21 protein-coding genes are annotated in these 25,145 nt (G+C 31.8%); 5 read left to right on the plus strand and 16 right to left on the minus strand.

Annotated elements, in window-relative coordinates:
- Positions 1-156: 156 nt before the first annotated feature.
- The 9 genes from P6733_RS05715 to P6733_RS05755 form a co-directional block, all read right to left on the minus strand.
- Positions 157-345: a DUF1493 family protein gene (locus tag P6733_RS05715; RefSeq protein ID WP_306350837.1), complete on the minus strand. Its 189-nt coding sequence runs from the start codon at positions 343-345 to the stop codon at positions 157-159.
- 11 nt (positions 346-356) lie between these two features.
- Entirely contained in the window at positions 357-773 is a 417-nt protein-coding gene (locus tag P6733_RS05720; RefSeq protein WP_306350839.1) for a hypothetical protein, read from the minus strand.
- Between the two features lie 47 nt (positions 774-820).
- On the minus strand, positions 821-1,186 hold the full coding sequence (locus P6733_RS05725) for a hypothetical protein (protein WP_306350841.1): 366 nt from the start codon (positions 1,184-1,186) through the stop codon (positions 821-823).
- 129 nt (positions 1,187-1,315) lie between these two features.
- Positions 1,316-1,762 carry a hypothetical protein gene (locus P6733_RS05730; protein WP_306350843.1) on the minus strand — a complete coding sequence of 149 codons (447 nt, stop codon included), beginning with the start codon at positions 1,760-1,762 and terminating at the stop codon, positions 1,316-1,318.
- A gap of 362 nt (positions 1,763-2,124) precedes the next feature.
- Positions 2,125-2,772, minus strand: a complete 648-nt coding sequence (locus P6733_RS05735) for a CPBP family intramembrane glutamic endopeptidase (protein WP_306350845.1) — start codon at positions 2,770-2,772, stop codon at positions 2,125-2,127.
- A gap of 39 nt (positions 2,773-2,811) precedes the next feature.
- The gene (locus P6733_RS05740; RefSeq protein WP_306350847.1) at positions 2,812-3,288 is read right to left on the minus strand and encodes a hypothetical protein; all 477 of its coding nucleotides are present in this window, start codon (positions 3,286-3,288) and stop codon (positions 2,812-2,814) included.
- 74 nt (positions 3,289-3,362) lie between these two features.
- Positions 3,363-3,845 (minus strand): hypothetical protein, encoded by a 483-nt coding sequence (locus tag P6733_RS05745; protein ID WP_306350849.1) that lies wholly within the window; start codon positions 3,843-3,845, stop codon positions 3,363-3,365.
- A gap of 95 nt (positions 3,846-3,940) precedes the next feature.
- Positions 3,941-4,435 (minus strand): hypothetical protein, encoded by a 495-nt coding sequence (locus tag P6733_RS05750; RefSeq protein WP_306350851.1) that lies wholly within the window; start codon positions 4,433-4,435, stop codon positions 3,941-3,943.
- Positions 4,436-4,442: 7 nt separating this feature from the next.
- Positions 4,443-5,075: a GIY-YIG nuclease family protein gene (locus P6733_RS05755; RefSeq protein ID WP_306350853.1), complete on the minus strand. Its 633-nt coding sequence runs from the start codon at positions 5,073-5,075 to the stop codon at positions 4,443-4,445.
- A gap of 34 nt (positions 5,076-5,109) precedes the next feature.
- Between P6733_RS05755 and P6733_RS05760 the strand changes: the two genes are divergently transcribed.
- Positions 5,110-5,241 (plus strand): hypothetical protein, encoded by a 132-nt coding sequence (locus P6733_RS05760; protein WP_306350854.1) that lies wholly within the window; start codon positions 5,110-5,112, stop codon positions 5,239-5,241.
- A 43-nt stretch (positions 5,242-5,284) separates the two neighbouring features.
- On the opposite strand, the gene P6733_RS05765 is transcribed toward P6733_RS05760, so the two are convergent.
- The 7 genes from P6733_RS05765 to P6733_RS05795 all read right to left on the minus strand — a co-directional run bounded on the left by P6733_RS05765 (position 5,285) and on the right by P6733_RS05795 (position 15,356).
- Positions 5,285-5,908, minus strand: coding sequence for a hypothetical protein (locus tag P6733_RS05765; RefSeq protein ID WP_306350857.1), 624 nt, complete (start codon positions 5,906-5,908; stop codon positions 5,285-5,287).
- A gap of 25 nt (positions 5,909-5,933) precedes the next feature.
- On the minus strand, positions 5,934-6,545 hold the full coding sequence (locus P6733_RS05770) for a hypothetical protein (RefSeq protein ID WP_306350859.1): 612 nt from the start codon (positions 6,543-6,545) through the stop codon (positions 5,934-5,936).
- A gap of 15 nt (positions 6,546-6,560) precedes the next feature.
- Positions 6,561-6,869 carry a DUF1493 family protein gene (locus P6733_RS05775; protein WP_306350861.1) on the minus strand — a complete coding sequence of 103 codons (309 nt, stop codon included), beginning with the start codon at positions 6,867-6,869 and terminating at the stop codon, positions 6,561-6,563.
- 1 nt (position 6,870) lies between these two features.
- Positions 6,871-7,182 (minus strand): hypothetical protein, encoded by a 312-nt coding sequence (locus P6733_RS05780; protein WP_306350863.1) that lies wholly within the window; start codon positions 7,180-7,182, stop codon positions 6,871-6,873.
- A gap of 144 nt (positions 7,183-7,326) precedes the next feature.
- The gene (locus P6733_RS05785) at positions 7,327-7,956 is read right to left on the minus strand and encodes a hypothetical protein (protein ID WP_306350865.1); all 630 of its coding nucleotides are present in this window, start codon (positions 7,954-7,956) and stop codon (positions 7,327-7,329) included.
- 6 nt (positions 7,957-7,962) lie between these two features.
- Positions 7,963-14,871, minus strand: a complete 6,909-nt coding sequence (locus P6733_RS05790) for an RHS repeat-associated core domain-containing protein (RefSeq protein ID WP_306350867.1) — start codon at positions 14,869-14,871, stop codon at positions 7,963-7,965.
- A gap of 5 nt (positions 14,872-14,876) precedes the next feature.
- Positions 14,877-15,356, minus strand: coding sequence for a T9SS type A sorting domain-containing protein (locus P6733_RS05795; protein WP_306350869.1), 480 nt, complete (start codon positions 15,354-15,356; stop codon positions 14,877-14,879).
- Between the two features lie 413 nt (positions 15,357-15,769).
- Here P6733_RS05795 and uvrA point away from each other — a divergent pair, with 413 nt between their 5' ends.
- From uvrA to P6733_RS05815, 4 genes are all read left to right on the plus strand, one after another.
- Complete coding sequence (gene uvrA, locus P6733_RS05800) at positions 15,770-18,601, plus strand: excinuclease ABC subunit UvrA (RefSeq protein ID WP_306350871.1); 2,832 nt, start codon at positions 15,770-15,772, stop codon at positions 18,599-18,601.
- A gap of 26 nt (positions 18,602-18,627) precedes the next feature.
- Positions 18,628-19,353 (plus strand): LOG family protein, encoded by a 726-nt coding sequence (locus P6733_RS05805; protein ID WP_306350873.1) that lies wholly within the window; start codon positions 18,628-18,630, stop codon positions 19,351-19,353.
- A 208-nt stretch (positions 19,354-19,561) separates the two neighbouring features.
- Positions 19,562-22,393, plus strand: a complete 2,832-nt coding sequence (locus P6733_RS05810; RefSeq protein ID WP_306350875.1) for a gluzincin family metallopeptidase — start codon at positions 19,562-19,564, stop codon at positions 22,391-22,393.
- 269 nt (positions 22,394-22,662) lie between these two features.
- Positions 22,663-25,068, plus strand: coding sequence for an alpha-ketoacid dehydrogenase subunit alpha/beta (locus P6733_RS05815; protein WP_306350878.1), 2,406 nt, complete (start codon positions 22,663-22,665; stop codon positions 25,066-25,068).
- Positions 25,069-25,145 lie beyond the last annotated feature (77 nt).

The following is a 25,145-nucleotide window of genomic DNA, read 5'->3' on the forward strand; positions in this document are numbered from 1 at the left end:
TATTGTTATTCTTTCATTACATTAAGGATTAAACCATTTACCTTTTTCGACAACATGTCCCAAGTGTTCAATGGTTAATGCTTTTTTCTCTGGACATATTTCTTTTCTAAAAAATAACCGTATTAAAATTACTTTTTTCCATGAATATTCTGGGTATTAAAAATAATCTTCTATTATAAAACCAGCAGATTTCACATTAAACTCTTTAAAAAAAAGTTTCATAATATGTTCTGCATCCAAATCAAATATTTTTAATTGCGGTGAAGCTATATTTGTAAAACGGGTTATATCCTTTAAACCCGTTTTATCTTTTATAAACTTTATAATTTTATGTTCAATATCCATATAATCGTATTTTATTTATTAGTATTATAATCTAATATTGTGCTTCCATGCCCAACCATTCCTGTTCCTATGATAGGGGAGTTCCTTCCTAAAAAAGTTCCCCAAGTATATGATTTACCATAAAGAGTCGGAAGTGATTTTGTACCTAAAAAATTTATACTTTTTGAACCTATTTTTTCCGTAAAATATACAGAAGACTTTAATGTATTTTTAGAACCTCCTAATACAATTCTCATACCTATTGATGCTTTTGAAATAGTAGTTAATCCCATCCATATCAATTTTCCTCCCATATAAATTTCTCCAACTGCAAATAAATTACTTGTAAAACTCGCAGAATCATCAGTAATTGCCCCTGAAGCTAGTGTTCCATTAACTTTTACTCCATACCCTCGGTGTAAAGTTTTATTACCTTGCCCATGTTCCATAACTCTAGTTGGCTCTATAACTTCTCCTTTATTATTATATTTATAATCTATAGTATCCCATTATCATTGATTTTATTTCCTTTCTCATCATAACCATTATCGTTATCATGCATCGCATGGTTCAAGGCTGTCACGGTAAACGCAGTAGCGGCACCTTGCCAAAAGTTCCCTCCTGTTAGGGCTGCCCCAGCACCACCCGAAACTGTACCAAAAGCAATGGTACCAAAGTCTCCACTACCCCAGCTACCACCAGCACCTTTCCATGTTGAGCCATTGGCTAATTTTCCACCACTCCATACGGAACCCACCATACTACTAATTGAGGCACTGGCAAAACCAGTCCAGAAATTCCCTCCTTGAACACCACTTAATCCTCCTTGAAAGGTACCATGGGCTAAGGCTTGGAAAACCATCCTTGTTCCGAGCTGTCGTATGGTATTCGCAATATCCCCAATTCCATTGGTCTACATTTTATATTTTAATTTAAGTAAATACTCGTAGCAGACAAGTACCAATGGATTTCTGAAAAAATATATTTTTTTTCATTTTGGTAAAAAAAGCTTACTTTTTTTAACTTCTTTATTACCCCAAAAAAAACTTCCTTTCCTAATTACATTATACATTTCAATTCCAAGATAATTATGAATTGATAGTATTTTAGAATTATCTTTTAAAATTATTAAATTAATATATCCATTAAATATTGATTCAATAATTTCAATCGTAGTGTTATTTTCTAATTCATGATTATTAAAAACTATGCACTCATCAAAAACACTAATATCAATAATAATTTCATCATTATTGATAGTAAAATGGATACTATCATTATTTTTAATTAAATAAAAATCACAAAAATCATGTAAAAAAATTGATTCATCGAACTTTATAAATTCTACTTTGTTAAACAAATTGGTTTTGTACTTTTTAAGTATGTTATTAAAAATATTGATTTTAAATAGTACTTTTTCACTAAAATTATTGCTCATAAATATTATCTTAAAGTTTTTATTATTGGATTTGCTATTTCGTTTGCTGTCCAAGTGGATCTAATATATAGATGTCTTAATGCAATGTTTGGGTTCTCGCTAACACCTATCCCAATTCTAATTCCATAACCCCAAGCACCTTCAGAATTTTGAAAGGTTGACCCCATTTACATTTAGAAGTCCTTTTCTTACAACAGAGTTTCCGAAAAATTTTGACCCAATACCAATTGTTTTATTTGAAATAGCTGCACCTGAAAAAACATTCCTTACGCCTTTAAGAGCTGTTCCACCGATAAAAAATTAGCTATTGTATTATCCTCAGTGATTGCTCCTGAGGAAAGCTAACCACTGTTTTACCATACTTATACATTCTTTTCTTGATTAGTCTTGATTAGAGATAATATCATTACAACAAAACTTAATATACAGGTTATTAACATAAAATAATGACTATTTTCTTTAAATTTTAATAACGTAAGAAAAAAAGGAAAAACTATTAAGGTTATAATATTGCTTAAAGAATGCGCAATAAAACAGACAAAAATATTTTTCGTTTTTACATATAAAATTCCTAAAAAAACTGCTAATATAAAAACTGCTAATAAATTTGAATTAGAGAGATAATGAACAATAGTGAAGCCTAATGAAGATAAAACTACTGCTTTTTTAATAGATACTTTTTTAATTAGAAAAGGTAATAAACTACCTCTAAAAATTAACTCTTCAAGCAATGGTGATAACAATAAGACTTTTAATACTCCATAATTAGTATAATTTCCTATTTTATTTATTGTATCATCTTTATAAATTAGCAATGGTAATATGCTGAAAAAAAATGAAAAACTTAAAGTAAATAAAAAGATTTGTATTGTCAAATTCTTATTTACTTTCAAAAATTGTTTATTAGAATAATCTTCTTTATTATTCCAAAAGAAGAAGGATCCCACAAAAAAAGCATATAACAAAATACTTTTAAAATTATACTTCGAATCATAATATGTAATAATCATTACACAAACTATATATAAATAAAATTTCATCATTTCCTTTTACTTTGTTTTATAATACAAATCATATCTGCTATATCCAGAATAAGGACTATAGGCATTATTTATTGTAGGAGTTTGAATTTCACCTTGTGGCATAAACATATATTTAATTAAGGCATTTTTTGCTCCCTGTATTCTCATTTCTTTTTGTATTCTATCTGAAGGTTGATTATTTTTAGCTAGATTACCATCCCCTAACAGTTCCCCAACTGGTCCTTTCTTAGTAATAAATTCTAATATTTTTATTCCAAGTTCTTCCCCAATTTTGCCTGGTATTTGATCAATTAATCCATTGACATTTGTTCCAGGAATATTCTTATAGCTCACTTCTATATCTAGTCCATTAAATTTAACCCCTTTATGAGTTAAACTAAAAGGATGTGCTTTAAGCCATTTTTGAATTTCATTTATATTACCTCCATATTCTTTTACTATCTGTTTTGCAAGTTCTCTATCAGGATCTATCTGTTTATGCATCGCATGGTTCAATACTGTCACGGTAAACCCTGTTGCAGCACCTTGCCAAAAATTCCCTCTTGTTAGGGCTGCATCTAAACATTATCTAAATAGGAAAGTATATACATTTTTTTATAATTTGAGTCTTCATTCATTAATTGTTTTTTTAGTTCAACTAATTTTAAATTATTCTGTTCATTACATTGAACATACAAATAAAAATATGGTAAAAGAAATTCCTGCTTCTTTAATAAATCAACCATTCTATCTTTATATAGTCCTGGAGAATATAATATCATTTCATCTATGTATATTTTCCAAAATAATAATTCTAGATTTCTAGGGTATTCTTGTAAAGCTATTTTAAATAATTCTTCTACTCTCAAAGGCAATTTTGAAATTTCTTTTTCTGAAAAAAAGTTGTGTGATACACAATATGACTCCGTGCCATAATCAAAAGAAATATTCCAATATATTAATATTAAGTTTATAAAATCATCTTCTGAATAATTACTTTGAGCTAATCGATCTTCATATAAATCAATTGATTTTGTTATATTAAAATTTAAATTTTCCATATACTAATTAGCTTAATGCAATATTTTTATGTTACTGAATTTAAATTGAGTTTTTAAAGGTTACCTTCAGCCTATATTAAATATTTATAGGTCTATTATTTTTTATTTTTCTCAAAATATCCTTCATGAAAATTATTAGTATTAATTATAAATTTCTCTTTACCACCAATTATATAATCGATTGCTCCATCAGGAAATGAAAAGGTTACAACTGGAATTTTATTTTCTTCTTCCGTCAAATTTTTACCAATTTTTATCTTTTTATCATATTGTAAAATATACCAATCATGTGTTTCAAGATCTCTCCATCTAAATTTAGGATAATACTGCATTTCGACTGGAATAGTTTTATTACCCATTAAAGTCCATTTTTTCATTTTTATACCTGTATTTAAAGCTGTATAAAAACAAAAACTATAACCTGAGTTTATAATTTCATCTAAATTCTGAGTTTCTTTATCAATATTAAAAACCCATATTAAATCTCCACCTAAATAATTAACATCTGAATAAAAATATTGAAAATAACGTATTTCTATTCCGTTAACAATTTTAAATATATTGCCTGTAGTCATTCTTTTTAAAGCCATAGCATTCTTATTTTATTCCGTATTTTCCCCAATATTTTTGCGCTACTCCATTTATTTTATTATACAATTTATCTAAACCATGACTTAAAATTTCTGTCTGCTCATAGTATTTTGCTTGAAATTTAGTCAGCCCACCTTTATATAGTACTGGTTCAACATTTTTTATCCAAGCTTCTTTTGTGGGATCTAACAAATGTTGCTCAAATCGTTTTAATATGCCTTGTTTTGTTTTACCTACATATTCTATAACTTTTGTTTCTTTATTTACGAGATGATAAACTTCATAAAGTTCTTTAACAGCTCCACCACCTTCAACAAACTCAAAAAGTCCCATTCCAAATTCTTGCGGCTCAAAATATTTTGGATCAAGCTTTCTAATTGTTTCTTTCTTTTTAACTGGTGGATCCAGATCATGCATCGCATGGTTCAAGGCTGTCACGGTAAACCCTGTTGCAGCACCTTGCCAAAAGTTCCCTCCTGTTAGGGCTGCGCCTGCACCACCCGAAACTGTACCAAAAGCAATGGTACCAAAGTCTCCACTACCCCAGCTACCACCAACACCTTTCCATGTTGAGCCATTGGCTAATTTTCCACCACTCCATACGGAACCTACCATACTACTAATGGAAGTACCTAGCAATACTATTAATTCTTATGATAATATGCAGCGCATCATGAAGAAATTTAACGCTTCCCATGAAACGTATCTACCTGTTATAAAAGACAATAAGTATTATGGTTTTATCTCCAAAACTGTAGCTCTGGAGACTTATAGAAATCAATTGAAAACAATGACGATTGAATAATTTTTAGAAATGAGATACTAGTATTTTGTATCAATTTAAAATATTATTTAACCCTAAAGGGTACCTTATTCGATATTATTTCTTTATCATACAACTCATAACCCATAGCTTGTAAAGAATCCAGTGTCGATTTATTTAATACCGTTTTGACAACATCTTTATCTGCCTGGTATCGAATTTCAAAATCATACATTTTATCCTCTTCTACTTCATACGATTCATAATTTGAACTATACAACGATTTATTTTTTACATAAAAAGGAAAATTAACCACTGCTTTACTTTTAGCTTTAACTTTAGTAATTCTTTTTATATTTGAAAACTGATTCAAATATAGATTTTTTTTAACATTGGTTCCGAAAGTATAACTTCCTGTTGAACCACTAAATGTAAATAATACTTCTCTTCCATTTTCTTTCAATATTATTGTTGGATATAATAATGTTAATCTATTAACACCAAAAAATTCAAAATTATTACGTCCATAAAAATCAATAGGTAAATAATAATCCTTATTGGTTGGATTGATAATCTCTAAGGATACTATGGTACTATCTTTAATTATGCTATTGGTAATTATAAACGCTAGCCGATTATTATTGGCAGACTTATTTACTCCACATGATACTATTACTACAAAAATGAATAGTAAACTTAATATTCTCATCCCCTAAAATTTAATCAATACATTTCTATTTAACCGTAAAGGGTACCTTATTCGATATTATTTCTTTATCATACAATTCATAGCCCATAGCCTGTAAGGAATCCAATGTCAACTTATTTAATACCGTTTTGACAACATCTTTATCTGCCTGGTATCGAATTTCAAAATCATACACTTTACCCTCCTCTACTTCATACCATTTATAACTAGAAGTGTAAGGTGATTCTAGTTTTACATAAAAAGGAAAATTAACTACAGTTTTACTTTTTGCACTTACTTTGGTTATTTTTTTTACGCTTGAAAATTGATTTAAATACCATTCTTTTTTTAAATAATAATTAGGTATACGATCATCAGCAGAACCATAACCTAATAACAAAACTTCTTTCTTATTTTCAGATATGGTAATTGAAGGATATAATAACATTTTTTCTTTGACTTTTAAAAAATCATAGTTATTACGATCAAAAAGATCAATAGGTAAATAATAATCTTTATTGGTTGGATTGATAATCTCCATAGAAATGTAACTACTATCTTTTACTATATTATTTTTTATATTGAATGCTATCTTCTTTGTAGAACAACTTCCTACTATTAAAAGCACGAAAAGCAGATATACTATTTTCTTATCCATTAACAAACATTTTGATTATTCTAAAGGATCAAACCATTCTCCTTTTTTAACTACCTCAATCATATGCCCTATAGTAATAGGCTGTTTTTGTTTTTGTTTTATCTTTTTAAATCTAATTATATCCCAAAATTTTGGGGTTTTATAAAAATATTTATCTAGATCTAGATAACCCTTTTTAATCTTGAATTTTTCAAAAAATTCAAGAAAAAGATAAAATGCATCATCTTCATATTTACAAAAATCACTCAGATTGGAAGAAACTCTTATTTCCTTATTTAATGCCTTTCTAAAAAATAGTAAGACATCTTTTTCTAATTCGTTCATATTATTCATTATTATAAATACCATAGACACCAGCAGATGCTCTAGTACCTCCAAATATTGATGCATTTCTACCTAAAAATAGTCCTAAATTTTGTGTAGGCACCCCTGTTATTGTTGGAAGTCTAAAAGGCATTTTCGCGTTAATTCCCAAAACTCTTGTATAATAATAGGATGATTCTAAAGTAGTTTTAGAACCACCTAATCCAACTTTTAATCCTAAATTTGCTTTTGATAAATGTGTAATTCCCATTTTTAATTCAGTTGCTCCAGTTACTAAATTAAAAGCATCTAATACAAAATCTGTAAGCCTCATACCTTTACCTTGTCTAAGGTTTCCAATGACCGTTAAAAGATTTTTTTAAGAAAATTTGATGCAAGCTTTAACTCAAAATTATACTTACCTTATAATGGAGTAAATACTCTATTACCATCCATTAATACAATATTAATAAATCACTTAAAATTGATATTTATCACTAATAATATTTTTATAATATGGTATTAAAGTAGTAGTAGATAATTTTTGTTGTAATGCCTTTGAGGCAACACTATCAATAATTTTTTCATTCATTTTGTAATTTAATTGAATGAAATATTTTTTGTTTTTATCTAAATCATATTTAATATTTCCATTACATAAATCTGTATTCAACGTAAAAGGAATTTGAATATCTTTTTTCTTATTTGGATGTAAAACAATTACATTATTAAGCTCTTTTAAACCTTCATAGTATAATTTTGCTTTTTCAGTATCAATTTCAAAACATTTCGTCACTTTTGAATTAATTTGATCTGCTTTAAAAATGAACATTTCTCCCTTAGGAGATATTAATTGATTACCATCATAAATATCATATTCTAAGTGAGTAGCTTTATTTAAGGCTGTATTAAAACTCAAATATCCATCTAAACGAGTAGTATCCATCGTTATAAAATAACTTGTTTCACTTGTATTAAGTAATTCTACTGTTACAAACTTTTTAGACATATTTACATTAATAACTTTCATGTTAACCTCTTGAATTTTATCAACATTAATATTACAAGAAAATAGAATTAATAAGAATAAAGAAAAATATACTTTCATAATTATTTAAGGTTTAGTCATTATATAAAAATTAGAATCAATTATTGATTGGGAAGGGTATCCTCCTACTTTTACTTCCCATCTTTGCGCAGCCCATTCTGTCATTGAATTAGCTTTCCTTATACCATATTTTTCAACCCATTTATCAAAAATCCCTGAGTTGAAATGATATACATGATTAAGTTCATGCCCTATAGTCGCAGCTAAAAGTCTATAACTCGTCAAGGCCTTTCTGCTAATCTCAACAGAGCTTTTAACTCTATACTCTCCTTTTTTATTTGGTATGGATTGTGTCAACCCATAAGCTTCTCCTCCTTCATCAGAATATATTCTATCCTTCAGTAGAAATGTGGGGTTTCCCGATTTATCCATCAAGTCAGGGAAAATATCTTCGGCAAAACTACCTAATTGGCTTTGATAAATATTAGCTGTAGCATCTGGATCAAACCCTTTTAATTTTAATCTATTATCTATTATTTTTCTATCTTTATTACTATGCATCGCATGGTTCAATGCTGTCACGGTAAACCCTGTTGCAGCGCCTTGCCAAAAGTTCCCTCCTGTTAGGGCTGCTCCTGCACCACCCGATACTGTACCAAAAGCAATGGTACCAAAGTCTCCACTACCCCAGCTACCACCAACACCTTTCCATGTTGAGCCATTGGCCAATTTTCCACCACTCCATACAGAACCCACAATACTACTAATCGAGGCACTCGCAAAACCAGTCCAGAAATTCCCTCCTTGGATACCCGAAATAAGTCCTTGTGCAGTGCCATGAGCCAGTGCTTGATAACTTAACTTGAGTCCAAATTGAGCGATTGTTGAAGTTCCTGTACCAATACCAAATGTAACTGCTCCACTAATAGCTCCAACAAATGATGCTTTAATTAATCCGCCCACTGTAAACGGAACATCCGCTAACAAAGCCGTTAAGGTATAGGTCGTTGCGGCAATCGCCGCCCCAACTAGAACTGCTGTCAGTAAAAATTCTCCACTCGGATCACTGTACTTGAATGGATTGTTATACGCATAACTATAACGGTTATAATTCTGTGTATTACTCGGATCCTGTACATAATTATCCGGTTGCAGGAATCGGTGTAATTTAGGATCGTACAAACGTCCATTCATATGAATCAAACCGACACTTTGTAAATGTTCGTGTCCTGTATAACCTCGATCCAAAACGGTTAATTCTGCTAAATCTCTCCCTTGTCCATTCTGGACCTTTATGATACTTCCCCAGGCGTCAAACAAACGCTTTTCAATGACTGCTCCTGCTTCATTACTAACCGCTAAAATTGTTCCTTGGTAATCGCGGTGCAAATATAAATATTCTGCTGTAGTTCCATTACTTTTTAGAACAACAGGTGATGTATATCCATCCCCACCAATATACGTAATAAATTCTACTTCTCCTGTTTCAATATTTTCTTTAATTTCCATGCTTCCATCACTGGAGTAATGCTTTCGCAACGGACGTTGAGTCTTATCATCCTGTAGTCCGCCATAGAACATACTGCTCCTCCCATTGGAATCGTTATAGAGAAAACTAATTTTATCTACCCCTGTTTCTTCAATCTGAACTGGGCCTTTAAAGACGTTATAACTAACATTCAACTGTCGGGTTGCGTTTGGTGTATTACTTGTTTTACGAATGCGTAGATCATCAAACCAAACATTTCCTATACCCATATTATCTACACGGATATTCAATCGTTTAATATTTGCCGGAACTGTTACTGTACGTTCCACATATACCCAATCATTTTTTAACTCTGTTACTAAATGTTCTACTTGTGTATAATGCCCCACTTCATTCTCCTTGTACATGAATAAAACAATTCTTCCCGTAGGATTATCACTGTATATCCACCCTGAAAAAGTATATTGAGTATCATTTGCATTATTAATATAGACTGATTCATCAGAATGAACAGCATTTACAGGTATTTGTGAAGCACTAACCTTTAATGAAGATTTACCCGTCTTAAATTTTGAATTATCATACGAAATTCCTAATGGTTGAATAGCTTCACTCCATTTATTATGCCCTTCCATATCATCATTAAAAATTCCTTCTCTATGTTGGTAATACGGAGCCGATTTAGCATTCAGGTCAATCGAATTATTTTGATATGGTTTAGCTGAGTCATAATTATATTGACCTAATTCATTTTGGGTAATTCGACCACGTTCATCATAACTTTGCTCTATTTGTTGTCCTTCTACACTATTAAAATGAGTCAAACGGTCTAGTTCATCATATTGAAATGCTTCCGACCAATTGAAACTATTATTAAAACGACTGGTTAAGTTTCCTCGTTTCGGTTCAAAATTAGTATACAGATTAATCATATCTGTTGCACCAATATTGTGCTTAAACTGGGATGGGAATCCATAATCATCATATTGATTTGTGACTGCTACCCCGTTACCCATCGTCGCTTTTGTTAATTGTCCGCGTGCATTGACATTATCTGTTTGCCATAATACTTTTCCACTGGCTACATCAATAACCTGCCATGGGTATCCATTTTTATATGTATTTTTAATTTTCCGACTGGAATTTTTCGTTGCAGAGGAAGCATTATATTCTATCGTATTTTGTCTACCGAATTCATCGTACGTAAAGTATTTTACAAAACCACTATAGGGAGCCGTTCCTTCATTGGCTTCAATCAATCGCTTGTAATTGTCATACTCATAAAAATAAGCCGTATTCACTCCCGCAATATTATCTTTAAAGTCACTGTATATCAATAATTGACTGGCATCATCATAATAATAAGTCGTTTTTGTATTGGTTAAGTTCCCAACAATTTTTTTCTCCATCAACTTACCTACTGCATCATATACAAATTCAGTAGCACCATTGGGTGTCGTTTCTTTAATCGTTTCTCCTAACGGACTATAAGCATACGTATATTTTCCTGCCGATGGATCCACTAAGGATTTCTTTCTACCCCATTCATCATATTCTATTGCAATTACATTTCCTTGGTAATCGGTCGTTTTCTGACTTCCATTGGCATAATAGGTATAGTTAATCGCTCCCCCTAAATCGGTAGAAGTTACCACATGGCCATTGGCATTTTTGATAGAGCTCGTTGTTTTTGTTCCATCTTGAGCGACCACTGTAGTCCCAAAATAAAGTATTGTGGTTACTAAACCTGTGTATCCTGTATTGGTTATAACACGGTTATAATCGTCATATTCTGTAGTATTCCATTGGCTTGGTGTTGAGAAATAAGGTTCACTTACTTTATTTTTACGACCTAAGAAATCATATTCTACGCTTTTGTACGACCAGGAATTATCAATGTTCTTTACTCCCGATTTGATGCCTCTTCCCAAGGCATCACTAATTTCAACACTCGTACTTCCATCATCTCCCGTTTTTACCGTAGTATATTCATTCGCTGATTTGGTATAGGCATACTGTATGCTTTTGTTCAAATAATTAGTAGCTTTTCTTACTTTACCCCAAGTATCGTATTCAGTGGTAGATGTTAAATTAAATGGATCGGTAGCCGATAAAACCAAACCATACAAAGGATGGTAACTATTAATTTTACTGACCAAACCAGCAACATCCGTTGTAGTTTTTACAAAACGTGCTGTGGGGTCATAGGTAAACTGAACTGTTCTCGGCGTTACCGTTGTAGGATATCCGGTTGCCCCGACAATCTTTTTCGTAATGTTACCGTAAGCATCGTATTCAAATTCCTCAGTCTGGTATTTTTCTTCGGTTGTATTTCCTTTTTTCATCGATTTAATCAATCGATTGTTGGCATAATATAACGATTCCGTGGTTTTGAAAGTATCCGAATATGCTTCTGTCATCGAATTAATGGTTGCTGGACGACCGATATAATAATTAGCCCCAGTACCCGATATATCACTATTAAAAATCGTACTTATAGTACTTGTGCCTTGTAGTGTCCCATTCAGGAAATTTTTCGTCACTGTTTTTACTGGTAAAAAATAAGGTGTATCGTACGTATACGATGTTTCTGTAGTGATATTCGTTAGATAATCCTTTACAACCTGGGTATTCAAAAAGGCATGATAAACCATATTGGTTGTATAGCAATTAAAGTCATTAACAGTACTGTTTACAATCATATCTGGATCTCCCGAGGTCACAAAAGCAAATTGGCTTCCATTATTCAATAATTGAGTATAACTTCTTTGGGTAGCCCCTCTCCACAAAGGATTATTTTCGGTAATACTCCACACGCGTTTCGTACTCGCATTTTGATACCAGGTACTACGTGCCGTTTTCGTAAAACCAATGGTTCCAAGTCCATGCATATTTACGACAAATCCATGATATCTGAAATCCTGAAATTTCACGACACCATTAACAGTATTTTTGAGCAATGATACTAAATAATTGCTCGGTATTTTTTTAATTTCAATATTCGGATAATTTACACTATTGGAAGAAGAATACAATTCCGTCAACATTCCTTGTCCATTATTGGCTTCAGTAGATTCCATCGTTTTATAGCTGATTTCATCTACTATATTCCCTCCTGAACTGGTTACTTTTCGTAACAAATTATCTTGAGATACATCTTTAGTAAAATCTACATAAGTTAACTGATTATGATGATTTCTGACCATGATTAGCTCTTTGTTCAATCCTTGATGTTTATAACTCGATACTATAGGAATAGGTAAATCAGGTGATCTATTATCATTTTTGCAATCTGAAAAACAAGGACTAGAATAATCATGTGTAAAAGTTGATTGAGATGTAGTATTACCAATATTGTTAACAAAAGTATTTACTGTCCACTGAGTATCATGATCATTTATGGTCCAATTTGGTTTATAATAATTACGCCAAACACGCACTAAATCTGACTTACCATCACCATTGGTATCCAATGCATAGTAATTATTATAAAAACGTTGTGTACTATAATGTTGTTCTGTATCTGGCCAATATTCAGTGATATTATGCGATTCTTTTTCAAAAAAACTTCCTCCTGTATATTTAGGATTACTATAGTAAATATGCCATAATGTATGATTTTCTCCTCCTTCGGTATCTGGTAGCATAATATCCGTTTTACCGTCACCATTAAAATCTCCAAATAATATCTGTTTAGTCGATGAATAAGCATCCAGAATTCCTTGCCCAATTATATCAACCTGAATCCAGGGAGCAGACTGAAGTTGTGTAAAACTAACAATTTTATACTTCTTCCCTTCATTTAATATAAGTATATCAGATTTACCATCTCCATTAAAATCCATCACATATCTTCGTTCATAATACTCATTCCCTCCTAGTATATTTGAATTATTACCTAGTCTAACATAGCCTTTTTCTCCTAAAACACTACTTGTAGAAGGATCAAAATCAACAATAAAATGTTCAACTCCATCATTAACAATACTCTGATTACATATTGAAACCGAACCTCCATCGTATGGATAATAAGTCATATATCCAGTATTAAGTCTCTGATTCTTATTACTTATTATAAGAATTTCGCTAATTCCATCTCCATTAAAATCTCCTTCTAAGTAATTTGTAGTCTTCTTAAGTTCAGAAAAGGTTTCACAATTGGATACACCATACCCGCAATTATATTCCTGATAACCACAATAATAATACTCATTCATTGTTTCTCCTACAGAAACTTTATTATCAATATTTATTGTTTTAGACAATGAATTAATAATTGAATTTCCTGTAAGATTATAAACTTTAAATTCTGTTGTATTTATAGATTCATTTGCAAATCCAATAGATTGAAATTGGTTTAATTTATTATCTGTTAAAATAGTTGCCGTAAATTTCTGTCTTTTACTACTGACAAAAGGTAAGTTTAATGCTGTTGCACCATCCATATTCTGAAACAACTTAGTAAACACCTGATTATTTGTTGTAAAATCCAATCGTCCATCGCCATCAAAATCACCCGATAATTCTGTATCATTAAAATTTAAATTATTATTATAAGTCGTTGTATATTGTGAATTATTAATATTTGTTTGTGTGTTGATATAATCAAATAAGACTGGATTAGCTCCTTCTAGTGCTCCATTAAACTCTTGAATTTGCGATATTTTCTCATAACCTAATTGTAAATCGACGATATGAGTAAATTGATATTTTCTAAATAATATATTATTTGTTTTAACTTCAATATTATCTAATAACACTCCCTTTTCATACTTAAGACCTTGTACATAGGCAAATTCACTTCTCTTTGCTACTTTGTAATTAAATTTAATGCTATTAAGCGGTGTCAATCCGTTTACGTTAGCACTAAATTTTATTTCATCAATACATAAACTTTTGTTCTGGGGATTGGTATAATGGTAGGTGATATAATTGCCATTCGTATCTTCAAAACGAACAATATAAAAAGCCGTCAAATCTGCAGCATTTGTACCTCCATAATTCCCATACCATGAACGGGATCCATCAGGTGATGTAACAATAAAATAAGTGGTTTCGCCACTTCCTTTTAATTCAATTTTGGTATTCGATTTGACTTCAGTTTCATAGATAGAGCCATGTCCCCAATAAGCACCAGATTCGGGTTTAATAATCAATCGTTGTCCATCCAAAGCCAATTTATCATTTTCATCAAAATCAACACCATCTATATAACCATCAACATCCAAACGGGTAGCAATTCTACTGATGTTTGAAATTGCATTAATATTCCATCCCTGTCCTGCAATACCACCCATTTGACCACTACTATACACTAAATTAATTACGGGTGCTACATTCTTTACACTGGTTGGCATAGCAATTGGTAACGTATAGGAGGTTTGTCCTGAACTGGAAATTTCTAATTTACCTTGTGTATCATGAAAATTCTGTGAAAAAGATAAACTTGTAATAAACAATATAATTGTAAGTAATTTTAATTTCATATCGCTTATTCTTTAATAATTTTAATTGATTTCTGTTGGCCATTCACATACAATAACAATAGATTATATACTCCACGTGGGTATTGTTGAAATGGTATTGTATATCGGGTAGTTCCCTCTAAATTTTGATATTCTTTTAAGAGTTGTCCATTTAAAGAATGTAGCACAATAGATGTCACTACATTTTCATCAACAGGTATCCATTTTAGATAGAGTTCTTCTACTACTGGATTGGGATAATAAGACAACAAATCTCCTGGGAAAAATTCTACAAAATCTTCTGAAACAAATGGAATTGTATCATTTGAAATTCTAGAATTTATTTCATCACTAATAGGCAGATGGAATAAACGTTCAATTTGATTACCTGCATCATCATAGTGAAAACGCAGTACTCCTGCAGATGGAGTTACACTACCTTTCTTTACACCTTGCGCAGAAAGTATACAAGGTATAATCAATAGTATCCATAAAATATTTTTCATCGTCATAAGAATTAAGTTGCTATACAAATGATTTCATTACTAGTAATTTCCCAATAATTATTTATTGAAAAATTTAACACTAAAAATGAAACAAAAAGCAAAACTACTATTTTTTTATCATTATGAAAAACATATTCACTATTGCCATACGGAAGTTTTTTTTAAACATTTTACGTTAAAACCATAATTTTTAATGTATTAAATGCATAAAAATAGATTAATTACATTTTTAATCGATAAATAACACTTTATACGGATAGTTAATTTTTTGTTAACATAATTTAACAATTAATGCTCCTTTTTTAAAACTGATAATTCATTTTTTTAACACAATAACTTTTAACAAAATCTTCAATCGGGTATGTTAAAAAGACCAAACCAAAGTATTACCTTTGTTTTTTGCTCAATAGTTTATGATAAAATCAGATGATACTATAGAAGTATTGGGTGCGCGAGTACACAATCTAAAGAATATAGATATAACCATTCCACGAGAAAAATTAGTGGTGATTACCGGACTTTCCGGTAGCGGAAAATCATCCCTTGCTTTCGATACCATATATGCTGAAGGACAACGTCGTTATGTAGAAACATTCTCTGCCTATGCACGTCAGTTCTTAGGTGGCTTGGAGCGTCCAGATGTGGACAAAATTGATGGTTTGTCTCCTGTTATTGCCATCGAACAAAAAACAACCAGTAAGAGCCCTCGATCAACCGTTGGTACAATTACTGAAATCTACGATTTTTTACGTCTATTGTATGCTCGTGCTGGTGAAGCATTCAGTTACAATACGGGAGAAAAAATGGTGAGTTATAGTGATGAACAAATCAAATCTTTAATTTTTGAGGATTTTGTAGGCAAACGCATTAATATTCTTGCACCTGTTGTTCGTTCACGTAAAGGACATTACCGCGAATTATTTGAACAAATCTCAAAACAAGGGTTTGTAAAAGTTCGTGTCGATGGTGAAATCAAAGATATTGAAAGTGGATTCAAATTAGACCGTTATAAAACCCACGATATCGAAATTGTTATTGATCGTATGGTTATCGAAGATAATCCAGATCATGACAAACGATTAAATGATAGTATCAACACAGCCATGCATCATGGTGATAATGTTTTGATGATACTGGACCAAGATAGTAATGAAGTACGTTATTTCAGTAGAAATTTAATGTGTCCCACTTCTGGTATTTCTTATCCAAATCCAGAACCTAATAATTTTTCGTTCAACTCTCCAAAGGGAGCTTGTGATCATTGTAATGGTTTAGGTACAGTACATGAAATTAATCTTAAAAAGATCATTCCCAATCCAAAACTTTCCATAAAAAGTGGTGGGTTCATCCCGTTAGGGGAATATAAAAGCACATGGATTTTCAAACAATTGGAAACCATTGGTGAAAAATACAATTTCAAATTAACAGACCCTATTGAAGATATTCCTGCCGAGGCAATGGAGATGATTCTAAATGGTGGTAAAGAAAAATTTGTTGTAGAATCCAAAACATTAGGAATCGCACGTGATTATAAAATTGATTTTGAAGGAGTTTCAAATTTCATCAAGAATCAATTTAATGAAAGTGAATCTACAACTATTAAGCGTTGGGCAAAAGATTTTATGGACGAAGTGAATTGTCCAGAATGTCATGGCACACGTTTGAAAAAAGAATCACTTTATTTCAAAATAAACGATCAGAATATTGCTGAACTGTCTCAAATGGATATTTCAGAATTAAGTAAATTCTTCGAAGGATTGAACGAACATCTTTCTGAAAAACAGAAAATCATTGCTAGTGAAATTATCAAGGAGATTAAATCCCGTTTAGGATTTCTTCTTGATGTAGGATTAAATTATTTGGCTTTAAGCCGTAGTTCTAAATCATTATCTGGTGGAGAAGCACAACGTATTCGTTTGGCGACTCAAATTGGATCTCAATTGGTTGGTGTATTATACATATTGGATGAGCCAAGTATTGGTTTACATCAAAGGGATAATGAAAAATTAATTCATTCGTTAGAGCAATTACGCGATATAGGGAATTCTGTCCTTGTGGTGGAACACGATAAAGACATGATCCTTCGTGCCGATTATGTAATTGATATTGGACCCGCAGCAGGACGATTTGGTGGTGAGATTGTGAGTAAAGGTACTCCAGCTGAAATGCTGAAAGAACATACTCTAACAGCATCTTATCTAAACAATGAAAGAACTATTGCTGTCCCTGCAAAAAGAAGAGAAGGCAATGGAAAGAGCTTAAAATTAACAGGAGCAACAGGAAACAATCTGAAGAATGTAAGTATTGAGCTTCCTTTAGGGAAATTGATTTGTGTTACTGGAGTATCAGGAAGTGGAAAGTCAACATTAATCAATGAAACGCTCTACCCTATTCTGAATGCTCATTTTTTCAATGCTGTAAAAAAACCACAACCGTATAAAAAAATTGAAGGATTAGAACACATCGATAAAGTTATCGATATTGATCAATCGCCAATTGGAAGAACACCACGATCTAATCCAGCTACATATACTGATGTATTCTCAGAGATTAGAAGTTTATTTACACAAACTTCCGAAGCTATGATTCGTGGATACAAGCCGGGAAGATTTAGTTTTAATGTAAAAGGTGGGCGTTGTGAAACCTGTGAAGGTTCTGGTGTGCGTGTAATTGAAATGAATTTCTTACCGGATGTATATGTCGAATGTGAAACTTGTCAAGGAAAACGTTTCAACCGAGAAACATTGGAAATTCGTTACAAAGGAAAATCCATTTCTGACATATTGAATATGACAGTTGATGAAGCTGTTCCTTTCTTTGAAAACATTCCTAAAATTTACCGTAAGGTAAAAACAATTCAAGATGTAGGTTTGGGTTATATTACATTAGGACAACAAAGTACTACTTTATCTGGAGGAGAAGCGCAACGTATCAAATTAGCGACTGAACTCTCTAAGAAAGATACAGGAAATACCTTCTATATTTTAGATGAGCCTACAACAGGATTACATTTTGAAGATATTCGTGTATTAATGGGCGTTATAGATACGTTGGTCAATAAAGGTAATACGGTATTGATAATCGAACATAATATGGATGTAATCAAGCTAGCCGATTACATTATTGACATTGGTTATGAAGGTGGAAAAAATGGTGGACAGGTAGTGTGTAAAGGAACCCCTGAAGAAATAATAAAAAATAAAAAGAGTTATACGGCTCAATTTCTTAAAAAAGAATTAAGTTAGTATTTGTTAAATAATAAACGCAGAAAATGAGTGTAAAAGAATTTGAATCAGAAGACGAAAGAATAAAAGCACAATTCAACCAAAAAACATGGAATGAAATCAGAACCAATGATTCTTGGGCAATTTTCAAAATCATGTCGGAATTTGTAAATGGCTTTGAGAACATGGGACGTATCGGTCCTTGTGTTTCTATCTTTGGTTCTGCAAGAACAAAACCAGACGATAAATATTATCTATTAGCAGAGAAAATTGCTTATAAAATCACAAAAGGAGGCTACGGTGTCATTACAGGTGGTGGTCCCGGAATTATGGAAGCCGGTAATAAAGGTGCCCATTTTGGAGGAGGAACTTCTGTAGGTTTAAATATTGAATTACCTTTTGAACAACATTATAACCCTTATATCGACAGAGATAAAAACTTACAGTTTGATTATTTCTTCGTTCGTAAGGTAATGTTTGTAAAATACTCACAAGGATTTGTAGTTATGCCTGGAGGGTTTGGAACTTTAGATGAATTGTTTGAAGCAATAACATTAATCCAAACGAAAAAAATTGGTAAATTTCCAATCATCCTTGTCGGAAGTGATTTCTGGAGTGGGTTGATGGAATGGATAAAAACTACCTTATTAGGAAAATACAATAACGTTAGTGCACACGATTTAGATTTAATCAAAATTGTAGACACGGAAGACGAAGTTTTAGACGCTTTAGATAGTTTCTATAAAAAATATAATTTGAGTCCAAATTTCTAATTAAAAAGCTGCTTTATGCAGCTTTTTTTATTAATTCCTTATAATTTTATTCTTACGAAATCCATTTCTTAAGATTCTCATTTTAAACAATAAACTACAGAAAAAATAGTTTTAGTACTTAAACTCCTAAATGGTTCTATTTCCAATAGAAATTATTATATTAGGGTAGAAATTAAGTCTTAATCCTATAAAATTCATTGCAAAATAATTGAAATTACTCTTTAAAATTACTTTCTATTTAGTCATCTTACTTTTCTCAGTAAAACAGTATGGACAACATCATTCTGAGCTGAAAGTAACGATAAATGATGAATTGAAATTAGCACAGGTTGTACAAAAAATAACGTACAATAATGAGACAAAAGATACATTAAATCAAATTTTGCTGAATGATTGGAATAATTCTTATTCCGAAAAAAACACCCCACTCGCTCGACGTTTCTCTGATGAATTTTCACGCTCTTTTCATTTGGCTAAAAATGAAGAACGTGGTAATACAGCGCTATTTGCTGTGATTGACCAGAACAATCTCAATTTAAACTGGAAAAGACCCGAAAAGCATCCTGATTTAGTACAGGTACAATTGAAAAACCCTATTTATCCGGGACATCAATTTACTATTACAGTTGTTTATACTGTTAAGCTACCACACAGTCGTTTCACAAAATATGGCTACAGTGACAATGGAACACTTTTTCTTAAAAACTGGTTCCTTACTCCTGCCATCTATGAGGATCATAAATTCTTACAGTACAGCAACGAAAATTTGGATGATATTGCCAATGCAATTTCCAACTTTACTGTCACACTCAAACTCCCTCAGCATCTGGAACTGACCACGGATTTAAATTTCAATGGAAAAACAATTGATGAAGAGGGAAAGCAAGTTTATGAACTTACCGGCAAAAACAGGAATGATATTGGTTTAATCTTAGAACCAAAATCTACTTTTTCAAAGTATAAAAATGATATTCTTGAAGTAGAAACGAATCTCAAAGACAACCGAATTAACGAGATTCAAAAGGCAATGATTATTGACAAGGTAGTTCGTTTTGTCAATCAAAACATTGGCCACTATCCCAACGAAAAAATCATTATTTCACAAGTAGATTATGATCGAAATCCATTTTACGGATTGAACCAATTACCTGCATTCATCAGTCCTTTCTCAGATGAATACTTGTACGAAGTACAGTTTTTAAAGACTTATTTAAATAATTATCTCAAAAACAGCTTACACCTTAACCCAAGAAAAGACAATTGGATTTATGATGGTATTCAGGTCTATACGATGATGAAGTATATAAACGAATATTATCCTGATAGTAAAATGATGGGGAATGTATCCAAGTTCAAACTTTTGAAAGGTTATATGCTCACAAGCATAGGTTTTAACGAACAATACAGCTACCTCTATATGTTGATGGCTCGTAAAAATCTTGACCAACCTATTGGCGATCCAAAGAATACTTTTATAAAATTCAATGAGCAAATAGCGGGGAAATATAGAGCTGGATTAAGCTTGAATTACTTGGACAAATATTTAGAGCATGATATTGTAAAAAACAGTATTCAGGAATTCTATGGCTACAACTTAGAACAACATGCCACTCGAGTTGATTTTGAAAGTATATTAAAGAATAATACCGATAAAGACATCCGTTGGTTTTTTGACGAAATCATTAATACACGAAATATTATTGATTATAAATTTGGTAAAATATCCAAAACAAAGGATAGTATTACGGTGACACTTCGAAATAATACTGAAACCACAGTACCTATTTCATTATATGGTGTAAAGAATGATTCTATTGTATTTAAAAAATGGTTTGAAAACATCAAAAAGGATAGCACCTTCACCGTAGAAAGACATGATGCGGATAAAGTAGTAATCAATTATAATAAAGAAGTTCCAGAATACAACTTAAGAAACAACTGGAAATCTCTACGTGGTTTCATCTTCAATAATCGTCCCTTAAAGTTTAATTTCTTGAAGGACTTAGAAGATCCTTACTACAATCAGGTTTTTTACGTACCTGTAATTGGTTATAATCTTTATGATGGCGTTTCACCTGGAATACGATTACACAACAAATCTATTTTGGATAAACCCTTCCAATTTGATATTGCCCCTACTTACTCAACCAAAACGAGTTCGATTACGGGTAATATTAATTTATTGTACAATCAATACATTCGTGAAGGAGGATTATACAACATACGTTATTCGTTAGGAACGTCTTATTTCCATTATGCTCCAGATGCTACCTATTTGAAGTTTAATCCAATGGTACAATTCCGAATTAGAGAGAATAATTTCCGAGATAATAAGAAACAACTGATACAAGTACGTTATGTATCAGTAATTCGTGATGCTACAACTTTCTCTGTGGACTCTAAAAATGAAGATTATAGCGTATTCAATGCCCGATACTCCAATACTGCAACCGAAGTTACCAAGCACTTTAATCTAACCACGGATTTACAAATCGCAAATGCCTTTGGAAAAATATCTGCTGAGATAGAATACCGAAAATTATTTGAAAATAACCGACAAGTAAACTTTAGATTATTTGCAGGATCTTTTATGTATCGAAGTACAAATTCAGATTTTTTCAGCTTTGCATTGGATCGTCCTACCGATTATTTATTTGATTATAACTATTATGGTCGATCTGAAAGCACTGGATTGTTCAGTCAACAGTTAATCATAGCCGATGGTGGTTTCAAATCGAAATTGGACACACCGTATGCTAACCAATGGATTGTAACTGCAAATGGTAGTTTTAATATCTGGAATTGGGTAGAATTATATGGAGATGTTGGAACATTGAAGAATAAATTTGATCGTCCAAAATTTGTGTATGATAGTGGTATTCGTCTTAATCTCGTTACGGATTATTTCGAATTATATTTTCCTATTTATTCGAATAATGGGTGGGAAATAGCTCAACCGAATTACAATGAAAGAATTCGATTTATTGTAACTATAAGTCCAAAAACATTAATAAATCTCTTTACCAGAAAATGGCTTTAAAAGTGATAAAAATAAAAAAATACTAAAAAAACAATACACAATTTGCATAATACAGTAGATTTTTAGTATATTCAATCACTAAAACTTCAAAAAAAATACTTCCTTTTTTTTACACATATAACAGTATAGCCCCAGTAATAATGACAATCTATCAATCATTATACCTCAGATTATAATTTGATTGACAATAATTAAATTATTAATTATTGTCTTTTTTGTATTATTTCATTGTTTTAATTAAATTTGTGGCATACACTAGATATTTCATTATGACAAATACAGCCACAACGCAAACACTTTCTTTTGAAGATTTCAAAACTGAAGTACTGAATGACTATAAAATTGCAATTACTAGTAGAGAATGTAGTCTTTTAGGGCGCAAAGAAGTTTTAACTGGGAAAGCGAAGTTTGGTATCTTTGGTGATGGTAAAGAAGTACCTCAATTGGCAATGGCCAAAGCTTTTAAAAATGGTGATTTCCGCTCAGGATATTACCGTGACCAGACGTTTATGATGGCTATTGGTCAAATGAATATTGAACAATTTTTTGCAGGTTTATATGGTCATGCCGATATCGAGCACGATCCAATGTCGGCAGGAAGACAAATGGGTGGGCATTTTGCAACACACAGTTTGAATCCTGACGGGTCATGGAAAAATCTAACTGTACAAAAAAATTCAAGTTCTGATATCTCTCCTACTGGAGGGCAAATGCCTCGTTTATTAGGTTTAGCACAAGCTTCAAAAATATACAGAAATGTTACTGGAATAGAGAACAAAACTAATTTCTCTATCAATGGTAATGAAATTGCTTGGGGAACTATTGGTAACGCCAGTACATCTGAGGGATTATTCTTCGAAACCATTAATGCTGCTGGTGTTTTACAAGTACCAATGGTAATGAGTGTTTGGGATGATGAATATGGTATTTCTGTACATGCAAGACATCAAACTACAAAAGAAAACATTTCGGAAATCTTAAAAGGGTTTCAGCGTGATGAAGAAAATAAAGGTTTTGAAATCATTCGTGTAGAAGGTTGGAATTATCCCGCTTTAATTGCAGCGTATGAAAAAGCCGCTAAAATAGCACGTGAAGAACATGTACCAGTATTAGTACACGTGAATCAATTGACTCAACCACAAGGGCATTCAACTTCTGGATCTCACGAACGTTATAAAAATGCTGACCGTTTAGCATGGGAAGCAGATTTTGACTGTTTACTTCAGATGAGAAACTGGATGATTACCAATAATATTGCTACAGTTGAAGCATTGGATGAAATTGATGCAATCACTAAAAAAGAAGTATTAGAAGGTAAAAAAGCAGCATGGAGTGCATTTGTAACACCATTAAAAGCAGAGCAACAAGAAATTGTAGCTTTATTAGAAAAAATTGCTGCCACTAGTAACAATAAAGTATTTATTGCAAAATATGCTGCTGACTTAGCTGCTATTAAAGAACCTATTCGTAAAGATATCCTTGTAGCCGCTCGTAAAGTATTACGTCTTATTGTAAAAGAAGATGGAAGAAGTGAATTAGCTGCTTGGATTAATAATTATACTGATAAAATTCAACCAAAATTTAGCTCACATTTATATTCTGAATCAGGTAAAAATGTATTTTCTGTAGCTGAAGTTTTACCAACCTATGATGATAATGCTGAAGATGTTGATGGTCGATTAATTATCCGTGATAATTTTGATGCTATTTTTGCAAACCATCCTGAGACCTTAATCTTCGGAGAAGATTCAGGAAATATTGGTGACGTAAATCAAGGATTAGAAGGATTACAAGAAAAATATGGAGAATTACGTGTTGCCGATGTTGGAATCCGTGAAGCTACTATATTAGGTCAAGGAATTGGAATGGCAATGAGAGGTTTACGTCCTATTGCAGAAATTCAATATTTAGACTATTTATTGTATGCTATTCAAATCATGAGTGATGACTTGGCTACATTACAATATAGAACAAAAGGGAAACAGAAAGCACCGCTAATCGTAAGAACACGTGGTCATAGACTAGAAGGAATCTGGCACTCAGGTTCGCCAATGGGAATGATCATCAATGCTATTAGAGGTATACACGTTTTAGTACCAAGAAATATGACTAAAGCAGCTGGTTTCTACAATACTTTATTAGAAACAGATGAACCAGCTTTAGTAATCGAATGCTTAAACGGTTACCGATTAAAAGAGAAAATGCCTAATAATATTGGTGCTTTCAAAACTCCAATCGGTGTTGTAGAAACGTTGAAAAAAGGTAAAGACATTACATTAGTATCTTATGGTTCAACGCTACGTTTAGTAGAGCAAGCTGCCAAAGAATTAATGGAAGTAGGTATTGATTGTGAAATCATCGATGTTCAGTCTTTATTACCATTCGATGTCAATCAAGATATTGTTAAGAGTATTGCAAAAACCAATCGTTTATTAGTAATCGATGAGGATGTACAAGGAGGTGCTTCTGCTTATATTTTACAACAAATTGTAGATAAGCAAAATGCTTACAAACATTTGGATAGTAAACCAGAGGCTATGTCTGCTAATGACCACCGCCCTGCTTATGGAACTGATGGAGATTATTTCTCTAAACCTTCTATTGAAGACATCTACGAAAAAGTATATTCGATTATGCATGAAGTAAATCCAGGAGAATATCCAAGCTTGAGGTAATATTCTGAATCTTATTATATTTGATCCCAATTCTAACCGATTGGGATTTTTTTTGCTTCATTTCATATAAAAATAGT

Source organism: Flavobacterium aerium (genome assembly GCF_030766725.1).
GTDB classification, from domain to species: Bacteria; Bacteroidota; Bacteroidia; order Flavobacteriales; family Flavobacteriaceae; genus Flavobacterium; species Flavobacterium aerium.

Excerpts from the sequence above, each read along its gene's own strand:
- P6733_RS05765 (WP_306350857.1), bottom strand. The coding sequence starts at position 5,908 with ATGAGAATATTAAGTTTACTATTCATTTTTGTAGTAATAGTATCATGT.
- P6733_RS05760 (WP_306350854.1), top strand. The coding sequence starts at position 5,110 with ATGAAGAAATTTAACGCTTCCCATGAAACGTATCTACCTGTTATAAAA.
- P6733_RS05775 (WP_306350861.1), bottom strand. The coding sequence starts at position 6,869 with ATGAACGAATTAGAAAAAGATGTCTTACTATTTTTTAGAAAGGCATTA.
- P6733_RS05750 (WP_306350851.1), bottom strand. The coding sequence starts at position 4,435 with ATGGCTTTAAAAAGAATGACTACAGGCAATATATTTAAAATTGTTAAC.
- P6733_RS05725 (WP_306350841.1), bottom strand. The coding sequence starts at position 1,186 with ATGGTTTTCCAAGCCTTAGCCCATGGTACCTTTCAAGGAGGATTAAGT.
- P6733_RS05715 (WP_306350837.1), bottom strand. The coding sequence starts at position 345 with ATGGATATTGAACATAAAATTATAAAGTTTATAAAAGATAAAACGGGT.
- uvrA (WP_306350871.1), top strand. The coding sequence starts at position 15,770 with ATGATAAAATCAGATGATACTATAGAAGTATTGGGTGCGCGAGTACAC.
- P6733_RS05735 (WP_306350845.1), bottom strand. The coding sequence starts at position 2,772 with ATGATTATTACATATTATGATTCGAAGTATAATTTTAAAAGTATTTTG.
- P6733_RS05730 (WP_306350843.1), bottom strand. The coding sequence starts at position 1,762 with ATGAGCAATAATTTTAGTGAAAAAGTACTATTTAAAATCAATATTTTT.
- P6733_RS05795 (WP_306350869.1), bottom strand. The coding sequence starts at position 15,356 with ATGAAAAATATTTTATGGATACTATTGATTATACCTTGTATACTTTCT.
- P6733_RS05745 (WP_306350849.1), bottom strand. The coding sequence starts at position 3,845 with ATGGAAAATTTAAATTTTAATATAACAAAATCAATTGATTTATATGAA.
- P6733_RS05790 (WP_306350867.1), bottom strand. The coding sequence starts at position 14,871 with ATGAAATTAAAATTACTTACAATTATATTGTTTATTACAAGTTTATCT.
- P6733_RS05805 (WP_306350873.1), top strand. The coding sequence starts at position 18,628 with ATGAGTGTAAAAGAATTTGAATCAGAAGACGAAAGAATAAAAGCACAA.
- P6733_RS05785 (WP_306350865.1), bottom strand. The coding sequence starts at position 7,956 with ATGAAAGTATATTTTTCTTTATTCTTATTAATTCTATTTTCTTGTAAT.
- P6733_RS05740 (WP_306350847.1), bottom strand. The coding sequence starts at position 3,288 with ATGCATAAACAGATAGATCCTGATAGAGAACTTGCAAAACAGATAGTA.
- P6733_RS05815 (WP_306350878.1), top strand. The coding sequence starts at position 22,663 with ATGACAAATACAGCCACAACGCAAACACTTTCTTTTGAAGATTTCAAA.
- P6733_RS05780 (WP_306350863.1), bottom strand. The coding sequence starts at position 7,182 with ATGAGGCTTACAGATTTTGTATTAGATGCTTTTAATTTAGTAACTGGA.
- P6733_RS05720 (WP_306350839.1), bottom strand. The coding sequence starts at position 773 with ATGGAACATGGGCAAGGTAATAAAACTTTACACCGAGGGTATGGAGTA.
- P6733_RS05770 (WP_306350859.1), bottom strand. The coding sequence starts at position 6,545 with ATGGATAAGAAAATAGTATATCTGCTTTTCGTGCTTTTAATAGTAGGA.